At 63.1% G+C, this 12136-nt stretch carries 14 protein-coding genes and 1 tRNA gene; 10 read left to right on the plus strand and 5 right to left on the minus strand.

Annotated elements, in window-relative coordinates:
* Positions 1-44: 44 nt before the first annotated feature.
* Positions 45-2093: an enoyl-CoA hydratase/isomerase family protein gene (locus PVV74_RS18160; protein WP_274594215.1), complete on the plus strand. Its 2049-nt coding sequence runs from the start codon at positions 45-47 to the stop codon at positions 2091-2093.
* On the opposite strand, the gene PVV74_RS18165 is transcribed toward PVV74_RS18160, so the two are convergent.
* Positions 2086-2301 (minus strand): hypothetical protein, encoded by a 216-nt coding sequence (locus tag PVV74_RS18165; RefSeq protein ID WP_103764122.1) that lies wholly within the window; start codon positions 2299-2301, stop codon positions 2086-2088. The two genes, PVV74_RS18160 and PVV74_RS18165, sit on opposite strands and share 8 nt — an antisense overlap.
* A gap of 148 nt (positions 2302-2449) precedes the next feature.
* Here PVV74_RS18165 and PVV74_RS18170 point away from each other — a divergent pair, with 148 nt between their 5' ends.
* The gene (locus tag PVV74_RS18170; RefSeq protein WP_274594216.1) at positions 2450-2719 is read left to right on the plus strand and encodes a DUF2312 domain-containing protein; all 270 of its coding nucleotides are present in this window, start codon (positions 2450-2452) and stop codon (positions 2717-2719) included.
* Positions 2720-2786: 67 nt separating this feature from the next.
* Here the strand turns inward: PVV74_RS18170 and PVV74_RS18175 are convergent, their stop codons facing one another.
* The gene (locus tag PVV74_RS18175; protein WP_274594217.1) at positions 2787-3662 is read right to left on the minus strand and encodes a hypothetical protein; all 876 of its coding nucleotides are present in this window, start codon (positions 3660-3662) and stop codon (positions 2787-2789) included.
* A gap of 138 nt (positions 3663-3800) precedes the next feature.
* Between PVV74_RS18175 and PVV74_RS18180 the strand changes: the two genes are divergently transcribed.
* The 6 genes from PVV74_RS18180 (at position 3801) to tig (ending at position 8661) form a co-directional block, all read left to right on the plus strand.
* A tRNA-Thr gene (locus PVV74_RS18180) sits at positions 3801-3876 on the plus strand.
* A gap of 238 nt (positions 3877-4114) precedes the next feature.
* Positions 4115-4567 (plus strand): hypothetical protein, encoded by a 453-nt coding sequence (locus PVV74_RS18185; RefSeq protein ID WP_274594218.1) that lies wholly within the window; start codon positions 4115-4117, stop codon positions 4565-4567.
* 11 nt (positions 4568-4578) lie between these two features.
* Positions 4579-5148, plus strand: coding sequence for a hypothetical protein (locus PVV74_RS18190; protein ID WP_274594219.1), 570 nt, complete (start codon positions 4579-4581; stop codon positions 5146-5148).
* Positions 5148-5777, plus strand: coding sequence for an SCO family protein (locus tag PVV74_RS18195; RefSeq protein WP_274594220.1), 630 nt, complete (start codon positions 5148-5150; stop codon positions 5775-5777). The genes PVV74_RS18190 and PVV74_RS18195 overlap by 1 nt, the downstream gene beginning before the upstream one ends.
* Before the next feature lie 70 nt (positions 5778-5847).
* On the plus strand, positions 5848-7137 hold the full coding sequence (locus PVV74_RS18200) for a pentapeptide repeat-containing protein (RefSeq protein WP_274594221.1): 1290 nt from the start codon (positions 5848-5850) through the stop codon (positions 7135-7137).
* A 195-nt stretch (positions 7138-7332) separates the two neighbouring features.
* Positions 7333-8661, plus strand: coding sequence for a trigger factor (gene tig / locus PVV74_RS18205; protein ID WP_103764127.1), 1329 nt, complete (start codon positions 7333-7335; stop codon positions 8659-8661).
* Between the two features lie 683 nt (positions 8662-9344).
* Here the strand turns inward: tig and rplI are convergent.
* From rplI to rpsF, 3 genes are read right to left on the minus strand one after another with little or no spacing between them, the layout of a single operon-like run.
* On the minus strand, positions 9345-9989 hold the full coding sequence (rplI, locus tag PVV74_RS18210) for a 50S ribosomal protein L9 (RefSeq protein ID WP_274594222.1): 645 nt from the start codon (positions 9987-9989) through the stop codon (positions 9345-9347).
* Between the two features lie 12 nt (positions 9990-10001).
* A complete protein-coding gene (gene rpsR / locus PVV74_RS18215; protein WP_093029287.1) occupies positions 10002-10229 on the minus strand; it encodes a 30S ribosomal protein S18 in 228 nt (75 codons plus the stop codon).
* Positions 10230-10254: 25 nt separating this feature from the next.
* A complete protein-coding gene (rpsF, locus tag PVV74_RS18220) occupies positions 10255-10611 on the minus strand; it encodes a 30S ribosomal protein S6 (RefSeq protein ID WP_274594223.1) in 357 nt (118 codons plus the stop codon).
* Between the two features lie 256 nt (positions 10612-10867).
* Between rpsF and PVV74_RS18225 the strand changes: the two genes are divergently transcribed.
* Both PVV74_RS18225 and PVV74_RS18230 read left to right on the plus strand, forming a co-directional pair.
* Entirely contained in the window at positions 10868-11353 is a 486-nt protein-coding gene (locus PVV74_RS18225; RefSeq protein ID WP_274594224.1) for a hypothetical protein, read from the plus strand.
* A gap of 133 nt (positions 11354-11486) precedes the next feature.
* Entirely contained in the window at positions 11487-12065 is a 579-nt protein-coding gene (locus PVV74_RS18230; protein WP_103764134.1) for a YceI family protein, read from the plus strand.
* Positions 12066-12136 lie beyond the last annotated feature (71 nt).

Below are 12136 nucleotides of genomic sequence, written 5' to 3' on the forward strand. Positions count from 1 at the left end.
CTAATCCGCGCATGGTTTGAGGCGCACCGGGGCGCAAAAGAGCAGTGTCCGAAGTCATTTACGAGCTGGCCGATGGGGTGGCCGTCCTGCGCTTGTCGCGGGGCGAGGCGAACGCTTTGTCACCTGGCATGCGGCGCGACCTGGCCGCGGCACTGGACCGCGCCGCCGAAGACTCCGGTGCGCGCGCGGTGGTTTTGACCGGGGCCGGAGACACGTTCTGTTCCGGCGTCGACCTCTCGGAATACGATGGCCCGCTGGCCACCCCCTGGATCGATGCGTTGACGCGCAAAATCGAAACCCACCCCAAGCCTGTTGTCGCGGCGCTGGAGGGAATGGCCCTTGGCGCGGGATTCGAGCTGGCGCTGGCGGCACATGCGCGGGTCGCGCGCAACACGTGCCGACTGGCCCTGCCCGAGGCCAGCCTGGGCCTCATGCCGAGCGGCGGCAGCACGCAGCGCCTGCCGCGGTTGCTGGGAGCGCAAGTGGCGCTGGAGTTCCTGTTGTCGGGACGGTCAATCGAAGCGGGGGAGCCGCGCCTGGCCAAACTGTTCGCCGAAGTGGCGCAGGAGGCGCCGATGGCAGCCGCGCTGGCCACGGCGCGGCGTTTTGCGCAGGCGCCGGATTTTGCCCGGGCCAGCCAGATCGACCGGGGATTTTCCGACCCGGCCGCTTATCGCGGCGCGGTCGCGGACGTCTCTGCCCGACTGCGGAAGGGTGACACCGCCGAGGCCGACATCCTGCGCTGTGTCGAGGCGGCGCAGCTTTTGCCCTATGAACAAGGATTGCAGTTCGAGACCGCGGCCTTTGAAGCGTGTCTGGCGCGTCCGGATGCGCGCGCGTCCCGGCATCTATACACTGCCGAGCGGCGCGCCCGAGCCTGGCCCGAGGCGCAGGAGGGCAGGGCAAGTGAAATCGGCACCGTTGTGCTGGCCGGATCGGACCCGGTGCTGGCCGAACTGGCGGTGCATTGCCTTGATCGCGGTCAGCGCGTGGCGGTGCTGGCACCCGGCCCGGCGAGCGCGGCGGCCGCGGCGCGTGTGCGGGCCGTTTACGAAGGCGCGGTGGCGCGAAAGCGGATGGCGCCGGACGAGCGCGATGCGCGGCTGGCCCGGCTGAGTCATGGAAGCGATCCGGTCGTGTTGATGGCCGCCGACCTTGTGCTGGACGATGGTGGCGGCGATCCCGGCGCGGCGGCCGTGCGCAAGGGAGCGGTATGGTGCCTGGTGTCGGGGCGCGACGGCGCGTCGAAGCGACGCGCGCAACTGGGCGCGGCGGTCGAGGTGCTGGCGCTGCGGGCCTATCGCCCGGCCTATACGTTGCCGCTGGTCGAACTGGCGGTGCCCGACGGCGCGGCGCCGGATGCGGTCATGACCGTCATGCGGTATTTCGCGGGGTCCGGGCGCGTCGTGCTGCGCAGCGCGGACCGTCCTGGCATGATTGGGCACCGCCTGATGGGGGCGGTGCAGCGGGCGGCGTTGGCGTTGATGCGGGCCGGGGCCAATCCGCATGCGGTCGAGGAAGCGGCGCGGCAGTTGGGCTTTGCCCGCGGGCCGCTGGAGCTGATCGAGACGGATGGGATCGGTGTGACGGTTGCGCGTCTGCGTCGGGTTTTCGGCAGCGTGCCGGAGTTGGCCCTGCTGGACGCGCGCGCCGACGCGGTGGCTGCTGGCAAGACACCTGGACAGGGGTTCCATGCCGCCCAAGGCCAGGCGCTGGCCCCTGATCCGGGGCTGGCGAGGTGGCTGGAGGCCTGGCGCGAGGGCCAACGCGACCTGCCCGAGCTGCCGGATGTTGCCTTGGATCGGGCGCTGCACGCGGCGTTGGTGGCCGAAGCCGCACGGATGATCGCCGACGGCACCGTGGCGCGGGCCTCGGACGTGGACCTGTGCATGGTCAAGGGTTATGGCTTTGACATCGCGCGGGGCGGGCCGCTGCTCTGGGCCGATATCGGGCCGGAAACGGGCGGGCCGCTGGGCCTTGTGCGGACGATGAAGGCGCTGGCACCGCTGGGGCCGGAGCTGTGGACGCCGCCCGCGATGCTGGAAGACATGGTCAAGTTCGGCCGGCGCTTTTTCGGCGGCGCAGTCAGCTGAGCACGATCCCGAGCACCACCAGCATCAGCCCGATCACGGACAGGAAGAGCGCCCCGGTATTGACGGGCAGGATCTTTTGCAGCGTGGCGCGCAAATCGTCGTCGGACAACCCGGCGCGACGGGCGCGGATCACGCGCAGGATGCACCAGACAAGCAGGGCCAGACCGGCCAGCGTGACCGCCGCCCCGAGCCAGATAAGCATTTCCATCAGGTGCCTCCGCGATAGACCTTCATGGGTGCGACCGCGGGTAGCGCATCGGGCGTGGCATCGCAAGCGACAGAGCGCGAAAACGGGCTTGCGGGACGACTGACGCGCTTGTAGTCAAGAGGCCCAGCCCAGACCTTGGAGAGCCTTCATGGACGACCAGACCCCCCAACCCGGCCCCGACAGCAGCTATCGTGTAACCGCCGACGAGCTGCGCCAGTTCATCGAACGGTTCGAGCGCCTGGAGCAGGAAAAGAAGGACATTGCCGAGCAGCAGAAAGAGGTGATGGCCGAGGCCAAGGCGCGCGGATACGACACCAAGGTCATGCGCAAGGTGGTCGCGCTGCGCAAGCGGGACAAGGACGACATCGCCGAGGAAGAGGCGGTTCTGGAGATGTACAAGGAAGCGTTGGGGATGTGAGTTTTCAGGCCGGCGTGTCGGCGGGTGGGTTTCCACCCACCCTACGATAGCGACACGCGAGACGGCCTCAGGGCGCGATGAAGTTCACGCCCTGGATGCGCTCGATCTCGTAGACGTCTTCGTCATAGGCCTCGGACAAGGTATCGACCAGTTCCTCGGTCCAGCCGGGAAGGTCCAGTTCCTCCTCGATTTCCTCGTCCTTGACAAATTTGTCGAGGAAGGCCGAGATCACGCGGCGCTTCTGGGTTTCCGTCATGCCGGGATGCGAGGCAAGATAGGCCTCGAAGCGTTTCATGCCGGCGGTCGTCATGATCTCCTGCAACAGTGCGAATTCACCTTCGAACCCGGCATGCGGGTCAAGCCCGGCCATCTCGCGCAGGACCTGCGCCCAGACCAGAGGGCTGTCCTCGTTGCACCAGACAGTGATCGGCATGTCGGGAAAGTTCCGGCGGAAGCGGGCGATCGTCTCGGACCAGCGGAACTGTGCCGGGTCGACGCCATTCAGGAAGTCGGCCATCGTGTCGTGCGGTGTCTTTGCAAAGAGCGCAGGCAGGTGCGTGGCCGGGTCGCGCAGGCCAAGGAACAGTTCCAGCCCGTCATTGGCAAAGATCTGGCGGAACGCCTCGATCCGCATTTCGGCCGCGGGATAGAACATGCCCTGACCCACGGCCATCTTGGGCGTGCCGAAAAAGGCCTGGTTGGACAGGACCAGCCGGTCGTTGCCCGCCTCATGGTTGATGGCCGAGAGCACGTCATCGCGGGTTTCCGGGCTGATCCCGCTTTCGGTCACGTCGTTTAGGATGTCGCGCAACAGCTTGCGATAGGATTTCGGTTCGGGCACGTCGGTGCCGATTTCCGACAGCAGATCGCGGTTCGCCAGCAGGGTATTTATCAGACGATCCTCGTCCGTCATGTGCGCGCCGGCGTGGATAACGACCTGCATCCTGAACACTCCCCTTGTTGCGTTCGCGGGCGCAATATAGAGGCTTTCTCCGGCAGTTAAACCGCTTTCGGTTACGCAGGGTCGAGTCCAGATTTCATCTTGCGGATCGTGCCGGGGATGCGTAATCAAGCGGTCAGTGCCCCTATAGCTCAGCTGGTAGAGCAACTGATTTGTAATCAGTAGGTCCGCGGTTCGAGTCCGTGTGGGGGCACCATTTTCGACGGGCCTTTCGTTCTCGGCGATTTCAGGCCGGTTTGGCTCGAATTTGATACTTCCACCTGCAACGTCCTGCATTGGCAATTCTCGGCAAGAGTGTCGAAGCATGTGTGTGGCAGGCCCGGCCGCCGCCGCTTTTCACGCTGTCCCCAAAAAAAACGTGATTGGACCTGTGACCGGCGCTCGGGGCTTAATCGCGGCATCGGGTAAGAAAGTCATTTGCAAAGGATCAAGGGATGGGACGAATTTCACGACTTGCGGCGCTGGCCTGCCTTCTGCCGGGCGTCGGGCTGGCGGCCGAGGGCGAACGGATCGAAGTCAGGGGCGAGATCATCGACACCTGGTGCTATTACTCGGGTGTCATGGGCGGGCCCGACGCGGTGGTGGGCACTGCACACCACACCTGTGCGTTATGGTGTTCGGCGGGGGGCATCCCGGTGGGCCTGTTGGGCGAGGATGGCGAGGTCTACATGGTGCTGAAGATCGAAGGTGATGACCAGTCGGCCAGCGGGGACACGCAGCTGCGGTTGGCCAGCCACGAGGTGACGGCGGACGGAATGCTGTATCGGCGCGACGGGCTGAATTACCTGGTGGTCGAGGAGGTGGTGACAGACCACGGGATCACCAATCTCAGCCATGACATCTATGGCCCCGTGCCGGGCTTTGCCATCCCCGAACCTGCGGAATGAGGAGTGTGACCATGAAACGGATTGCTATGACGACGGCCGCACTCTGCCTCTGCCTGCCGGCGGCGGCGCAGGACTTCTCGGGAGGCTCCGAGGCCAAAAGCTGGAACCTGGCCGCCGAGAAACCGGCGCGGTTCGAGGCGACGGTGGTGGACATGCTGTGCGAGCTGACCGGTGACTGCGCCGAGGATTGCGGCGGGGGCACGCGGCAGTTGGGGCTATTGCGCGCGGCTGACGGCGTGCTGGTCTATCCCAACAAGAACAGCCAGCCCGCCTTTACCGGCGCGGCGCTGGAACTGGCGCCCTATTGCGGGGCAGAGGTCGAAGTGGACGGGCTGATGATCGAGGACCCGGAGCTGGGCGCCACGAATATCTACCTTGTGCAGAAGATCCGCGAGGTGGGCGAGAGCGAGTGGGTTACGGCCAACAGCTGGACCGAGAAATGGGCTGAAGCTAACCCGAATGCGGATGGCAAGGGCCCTTGGTTCCGACGCGATCCGCGGGTGAACGGCATGATCGAGGAGAGCGGGTACCTGGGCCTCGGGCTCGAGGCGGACGCGGCCTTTATCGAGGAGTGGTTCTGATGCGGGGAAAGCTGGCAGCCGCGGTGTGCCTGCTGGCCGGAGCGGCGCTGGCCCATGACGGAGAGGATCATGGGCAGGACGCGAAGCCTGTTTCCGATGACAGACTTGCGGCCGCGCTGAAAGACGCGCCGACCGCTCTGCCGTGGGAGGTTGGCGGGCCGTTCGAATTGACCGATCACACGGGCCGAACGCGGACGCAGGCGGACCCGCAGGGCCGGCATCAGTTGCTCTTTTTCGGCTATGCCAACTGTCCCGGCATATGCAGCGCGGCGTTGCCGCTGATGGCCGATGCTGTGGCGCAGTTGGAGGCGGACGGCGTTAAGATGTCGGCGCTGGTGGTGACGATCGACCCCAAGCTGGACACTGTCGAGACGATGGGGCCGTCGCTGGCAGAGGTGTCGGATGATCTCTTGGGGCTGACCGGCACGCCCGAGGCGCTGGACGTGGCCTATGACGCGTTCCAGGTGGAATTCGAGCACCTGTTCGACGACCCCGAACACGGGCCGATCTACAGCCATGGCAGCTTCATCTACGTGCTGGACCCGAAGGGCGAGGTGCTGACACAGGTGCCGCCCGTGCTGCCGCCCGGGCAGGTGAGTGCGATCGTGCGGAAATACGTGGGGGGCTGAGGCGACACGTAAGAATTGCGCGGTGAGTGTGGCGGGCCTATCCTGAGGCAAGGGATAGGGAAGGGACGACATGGTGCAATTGAAAGACCCGGCACTGCCGCCGGGGGCGATTGTCGCGACGCATGAGGAGGATGGAAGCCTCGAAGAGGGGCAGGTGCGGCGCAATGACGGCGTTGTCCTGGACCCGGCGAGCAAGAACCCGTGGTATGTGCTGGCGACCGTGGCGGGGGAGCAGTCAGGGACTTCAGTATTTAAGATTGATCACAATCTTCGGATAAAAAATCGTCGATACTGGCACGGCTGGATGTGCCGCCATTTTTCTGATGAAGAGAAGGCGACCCTCGCTGCAAAGCTCGAGGTAGAGCTAGATGAACTAAATCCTTTGTCGGAAGAAGAAAAAGGCATCCTGTATGAAAGGTTTTCTAAAGTCTTCCCAGACGTTGGCCAAGACGAGATAGTGCCCAGTCCGGCTGATGACGTCGATATGTCATCGACCTATTTCCCAAGTGCTTTAGACATGTCGAAATTTTACTTTGATGGGCGGGTTAGCTTTGATGCGGCCTCCTTCAAAGGGGCGGCAGTTTTCGAAGCTTCGCATTTTGCTTGGCGTGTAGACTTTGTGGATGTGTTCTTTGCAGAAGATGCTTTTTTTCAGAGAGCTCATTTTGCCGGTTTCGCTATGTTTCACTCGGCATATTTTTCTCACCTTGCTGTTTTCTCGGACGGAGAATGCAAGTCGGTCACAGATTTCTCCCAAGCAAAATTTACGAACCACGTTCCGTTCTTCTTTCACCGGGAGATCTACCAGGATACAAGTTTTTCTGACAACGCGAAGCTCTGGCCAGACGTGACTGAAAAGAATGCTAAGCAAAGTAAGCGCGCCTACACGCGCCTGCGCCAGATTGCAGCGGATATCTATGATCCGGATCTTGAACATTTCTTCCTGCGGCAGGAGATGCGCTGCAAAGAGCGGATTGAACTCGGCAAGAAGGACTGGTTTCATGCCGGAATGTTTCGGCTTTTTCGCTGGGTGGCGGATCATGGCATATCGGTGACGCGGCCGTTCTGGCTGATGGTTTGTGTCTGGGCGTTCGGCGCAGGCTGCGCGGCGGGCTATTTCGATTCCGGAGCAGAGGCCGTGTCTAGCACGGACCTTCAGGACAATCGGTATCTGTCCGCGGCAGGCCTGTCTTTTGGTAATTTGTTCGGATTTTTGGGCATCAACCGGCTCTATTTCGCGGACATGCTGCGCGCGGCGCCGGACGGGCTGCAATTCGTGGCCGGTTTGCAGACGGTACTGGGGGTCGTGCTGTTGTTCTTCTTCGGCCTCGGGCTGCGCAACCGTTTCCGGTTGAAGTGAGGATGGAGGTCCCGGGTCAAGCCTGGGACAGGGCGTTCCATGTGGCTGGGAGGTCCCGGATCGAGTCCGGGACGGAGTCTTGGCGCGGATGCGCCAAGACTCCGCTTGCACGCCCCAGCCTCCATCAATAGATAGCCGGAGTGATTTTGACCGCCGCGGACGCCTCCGCGGCCTTTTTGCAATGGAAGGACGAACATGCAGGTCACAGAGACGCTCAATGAAGGGCTGAAACGCGGCTACACGATGAAACTGTCGGCCCAGGAGCTGGACGACAAGGTCATGGACAAGCTGAAGGAAGCGCAACCCGATGTCGAGATGAAGGGGTTCCGCAAGGGCAAGGTGCCGCTGCCGCTGCTGAAAAAGCAGTTCGGCGAGCGTGTCATGGGCGAGGCCATGCAGGAAGCCGTCGACGGTGCCATGAGCCAGCATTTCGAAGACAAGGGCGAGCGCCCTGCCGCAGAGCCCGCCGTGAAGATGGTCAACGAAGACTGGAAACCGGGCGACGATGTCGAGGTCGAGATGACCTACGAGGCGCTGCCGGACATCCCTGATGTGGACCTGTCCAAGGTGAAGGCCGAGAAACTGGTCGTGAAGGCCGGTGACGCGGAAGTCGACGAGGCGCTGCAGAACCTGGCGTCCAGCGCGCAGGACTTCAAGGACCGCAAGAAAGGCACCAAGGCCAAGGATGGCGACCAGGTCACGATCGATTTCGTGGGCCGTGTCGACGGCGAGGCGTTCGAGGGCGGCAGCGCGGAGGATTATCCGCTGACGCTCGGTTCGAACAGCTTCATCCCCGGGTTCGAGGAACAGCTGGTCGGCGTAAAGGTGGACGAGGAGAAGGTGGTCAAGGTCAGCTTCCCCGAGGAATACCAGGCGCCGCACCTGGCGGGCAAGGACGCCGAGTTCACCTGCACCGTGAAGGCGGTGAAGGAGCCCGTGGCGGCCGAGGTCGACGATGCGCTGGCCGAGAAGTTCGGGGCCGAAAGCCTTGACGCGCTGAAGGAACAGATCGCCGAGCGTCTGGAAGCCGAGTACGCCGGTGCGGCCCGCGCGGTGATGAAGCGCGGCATCCTCGACCAACTGGACGGGCTGGTCAGTTTCGAGCTGCCGCCGAGCATGGTCGAGGCCGAAGCGGGCCAGATCGCGCACCAGCTGTGGCACGAGGAAAACCCCGATGTCGAGGGCCACGACCACCCCGAGATCGAGCCGACCGACGAGCACAAGACGCTGGCCGAGCGCCGCGTGCGTCTTGGCCTGCTGCTGGCCGACCTGGGCCAGAAGGCCGAGGTCGAGGTGACCGACCAGGAAATGACGCAGGCCGTCATGGAGCAGGCGCGGCAATACCCGGGGCAGGAGCGTGAATTCTTCGAGTTCGTGCAGAAGAACCCGCAGATGCGCCAGCAACTGCGCGCGCCGATTTTCGAGGACAAGGTCATCGACCATATCGCCGATCAGGCCGAGATCACCGAGAAAGAGGTGTCCAAGGACGAGCTTGAGAAAGAGGTCGAGAAGCTGGAAGACTGATGTCTGCCGGTTTTCGCTTTAGGGAAGGGGCCGTCCGGTGGGGCGGCCCTTTTTTCTGGGGCAGGCGACGGGTCTGATAGCGATGGCCGCTTCGAGCCCTTAGCGAGACATTAGTATCGAGTCACCAGCCGGTTAACAGCCGCGAAGCGGCCCGGCCATCGTCAGCCCCTCCCTTGGACTGGCGATTTGGCTGAGGCTGGGCGCAACGATCATTCCGAGGATGTATTTGGCAGGCATAAAGTGCTTCAGAATTGCCGTCGGATCGCCACCCCAGGGGTTGACGCTCGCCTCCGTCATGAACGGCAACTTCGTCCCGCCGAGCCGACCTTGCGAACGAAGCACCCGCGCGGAACCAAGGTGCAGCTTGCTGCACCGCCGCGCATCGACGGGCCGCCCCACCGGCACGTCGATTTGGTGAGGCCGGGAGCGCCGCTCGGAGGTTTTGCGGAGTTGGCGGGAATAAAGTGCTGTGGAACCGTCGTTGAATCGCCGCGCCGCGGCCCGTCGATGCGCGGCGATTCAACGAACCACCATCAACTTCTTCCCTCACTGCCGACCCGTCCCGGACCTGATCCGGGATGACGCCCCGCTTTCGCCTCAGGGTCCGCGCAGCACCCGACCATCGACGCAAAAGGCCGCCCACACGCGGTGGGCGGCCCTGGGTCGCGGCGATGTGCCTGCGATTACTTGTCTTCGCTCTCGTCGTTCGAACCGGCGTCGTCCGACGCGGTCTCTTCCTCGACGGCCTCGGCGAGATCGTCGTCTTCCGAAGCGGCGGCGCCGATATCGTCGAAAAGCTCGGCGATCTCGAAATCGGCGGCTTCCTCTTCCTCGGCGGCCACGTCCTGGATGGTGCGGCCCGACGCCTGAAGCTCGGCCTCTTCGGGCGAGCGGGCGACGTTGAGGACGATATGCGCCTCGACCTCGGGGTGCAGGTGCACCTCGACGTCATGCAGGCCCAGCGTCTTGATCGGCTGACGGATCAGGACCTGTTTGCGGTCGACCGAGTAGCCTTCCTCGGTGGCGACGGCGGCGGCGTCACGGGTCGAGACCGAGCCGTAGAGGTTGCCGCCATCGGAGGCTTGGCGAATCACGATGAACTTCTGTCCGTCGAGACGGGCCGCTAGGGCTTCGGCTTCTTTCTTGGATTCGAGATTGCGCGCTTCGAGCTGGGCCTTCTGGTCTTCGAAAGAGGCGATATTCTCTTTCGAGGCGGTCAGCGCCTTGCCTTGCAGCAGCAGGTAGTTGCGGGCGAAGCCGGGCTTCACCTCGACCACATCGCCCATCTGGCCCAGCTTGGCCACGCGTTCGAGAAGGATGACTTGCATGGGTCTTTCTCCTTATTTGACGGCGTAGGGCAGCAGGGCGAGGAAGCGGGCGCGCTTGATGGCGCGGGCCAGTTCACGCTGCTTCTTGGCCGAAACGGCGGTGATACGGGAAGGCACGATCTTGCCACGCTCGGAAATGTAGCGTTGCAGGAGCTTGGTGTCCTTGTAGTCGATCTTGGGTGCATCGTCGCCCGAGAAGGGGCAGACCTTGCGACGACGGAAAAACGGTTTCGCAGCCATGGTTTAGTGTCCTTTCTTCAAGCGATCAGGGGCGACGTTCGCGGCGGTCGCCACGCTCGTCACGTTTCTGCATCTGGACCGAGGGGCCTTCCGCGTGCTCGTCGACCTTGACGGTCAGAACGCGCATCACGTCCTCGTGCAGGCGCATCAGGCGTTCCATTTCCTGCACGGCTTCCGACGGTGCGTCGGTGCGCAGGAAAGCATAGTGGCCCTTGCGGTTCTTGTTGATCTTGTAGGCCATCGTCTTGACACCCCAGTACTCGGATTCGACGATCGTGCCGCCGTTATCCGTGATCACGGTGCTGAAATGTTCGACAAGGCCTTCGGCTTGCGTGTTGGACAAGTCCTGACGCGAGATAAAAACATGCTCGTAGAGCGGCATGTGAGTTCCACTTCTGTCTGGGCGCATTTCAAAGGCGGGCCTTGGATCCTTTCGCGGCCCGTCCACGAGAGACTGCGCGGTTCGATATACGTGCGAAAGGAAGTGGGCGTATACGACGCATCCCCATGTTTGGCAAGGGGTGTCGGGGGCCGTGAAATTGCCCGCGCGCCGCCCCGGTGCAGTCCCCGGTCCGCCGCATTTTGGTCTCGATCGCTGCGCAGTCTGGGCACAACCGAAATCGGGCGAGGAATTAGCAATGGCACATGCATTCGATGGGCTTTTTCAGAACACCAAGCTGACCGACGACACCGTGGCGGTTGATGCCCCTCAAAGCGCGCCCCGCCGGGCGCTGATTGCCTGCGCCGGGGCGGCGCTTTGCATGTCGGCGGGCGGGCTGTGGCTGGTGCCGTCCGAGGATGCGGCAATGCAGTTGATCAAGCTCTTCGCGTCGGTCGTTCTGCTGCTGGGCGGGCTGATCCTGTTCAACGGACTGAACCGCGACGCGCCCGCGCCAGAAGTACAGATCGACCCGGTAAAGCGCCAACTGCGGGTCTACGAATATGACACGAAGGGCCGCTCGACCTTGAAAGCCTGCCATCACATCGACGCGTTGCAGGAGCTTTCGGTCAACAAACGCCAGCTGCGCGCCAAGGATGCGTCGGGCGTGCTGGTGCTGGAAATGCCGCTGGGGTCGGACGAAGAGGCCAGTGCCATCCGCAGCGCGATGCCCCGGACCAGCTAAGCCGGTGTCAGCCCGCGCAGGGTGGGCTGTTCATCGCTCAACACGATCTGTTCAATTCTTGCAACTTGCTCGATGCGAGAAATGCATCATGTTCCGTCGGGAGCGATTAACGCACCACGGAAGGATTGCATTCATGAAAACCATCGCATTCGCCACCTCGATGGCCCTTGCCGGCTTGTCGACCGCCGCACTGGCCGCGCCGGAGCAGTACAACCTCGACCCCAGCCACAGCCAGGTCGTATTCACCTATGAGCACCTGGGCTTCTCAACCACCTACAACGTCTTCACCGGGTTCGAAGGTGAAATCATGTTCGACCAGGAAGAGCCGGCGAACTCCAGCGTGTCGGTGTCTATCCCGGTCATGTCGATGTACACGGGCTGGGAAAAGCGGTTCGAGCACTTCATGAGCGAGGACATGTTCGGCGCGGCAGAGGGCGACATGATCACCTTCACCTCGACCGGCATCGAAGTTACCGGCGATACGACCGCCGAGATAACCGGCGATCTGACGATCAACGGCACGACCAAGTCGGTGGTTCTGGATGCCGAACTGAACAAGGCGGACGCGCACCCGATGCAGGAAAAGCAGTGGGTTGGCTTCGACGCGACGACGACACTGCTGCGCTCGGATTACGGTCTGGACTACGCCGCGCCGGCGGTAAGCGATGAGCTTCAGGTGATGATCTCGATCGAGGCTGAAAAGGCCGAATAAGCCTGAGCGACGTTCGTCGAATTCAAAGGCCCGCATTCCGAGATGCGGGCCTTATTTGTGCGTGGCGCTTT

Source organism: Roseovarius sp. SK2, assembly GCF_028807495.1.
GTDB classification, from domain to species: Bacteria; Pseudomonadota; Alphaproteobacteria; order Rhodobacterales; family Rhodobacteraceae; genus Roseovarius; species Roseovarius confluentis.

Excerpts from the sequence above, each read along its gene's own strand:
- PVV74_RS18230 (WP_103764134.1), top strand. The coding sequence starts at position 11,487 with ATGAAAACCATCGCATTCGCCACCTCGATGGCCCTTGCCGGCTTGTCG.
- rplI (WP_274594222.1), bottom strand. The coding sequence starts at position 9,989 with ATGCAAGTCATCCTTCTCGAACGCGTGGCCAAGCTGGGCCAGATGGGC.
- PVV74_RS18195 (WP_274594220.1), top strand. The coding sequence starts at position 5,148 with ATGCGGGGAAAGCTGGCAGCCGCGGTGTGCCTGCTGGCCGGAGCGGCG.
- rpsR (WP_093029287.1), bottom strand. The coding sequence starts at position 10,229 with ATGGCTGCGAAACCGTTTTTCCGTCGTCGCAAGGTCTGCCCCTTCTCG.
- PVV74_RS18165 (WP_103764122.1), bottom strand. The coding sequence starts at position 2,301 with ATGGAAATGCTTATCTGGCTCGGGGCGGCGGTCACGCTGGCCGGTCTG.
- PVV74_RS18225 (WP_274594224.1), top strand. The coding sequence starts at position 10,868 with ATGGCACATGCATTCGATGGGCTTTTTCAGAACACCAAGCTGACCGAC.
- PVV74_RS18190 (WP_274594219.1), top strand. The coding sequence starts at position 4,579 with ATGAAACGGATTGCTATGACGACGGCCGCACTCTGCCTCTGCCTGCCG.
- PVV74_RS18175 (WP_274594217.1), bottom strand. The coding sequence starts at position 3,662 with ATGCAGGTCGTTATCCACGCCGGCGCGCACATGACGGACGAGGATCGT.
- PVV74_RS18170 (WP_274594216.1), top strand. The coding sequence starts at position 2,450 with ATGGACGACCAGACCCCCCAACCCGGCCCCGACAGCAGCTATCGTGTA.
- rpsF (WP_274594223.1), bottom strand. The coding sequence starts at position 10,611 with ATGCCGCTCTACGAGCATGTTTTTATCTCGCGTCAGGACTTGTCCAAC.
- PVV74_RS18185 (WP_274594218.1), top strand. The coding sequence starts at position 4,115 with ATGGGACGAATTTCACGACTTGCGGCGCTGGCCTGCCTTCTGCCGGGC.
- PVV74_RS18200 (WP_274594221.1), top strand. The coding sequence starts at position 5,848 with ATGGTGCAATTGAAAGACCCGGCACTGCCGCCGGGGGCGATTGTCGCG.
- tig (WP_103764127.1), top strand. The coding sequence starts at position 7,333 with ATGCAGGTCACAGAGACGCTCAATGAAGGGCTGAAACGCGGCTACACG.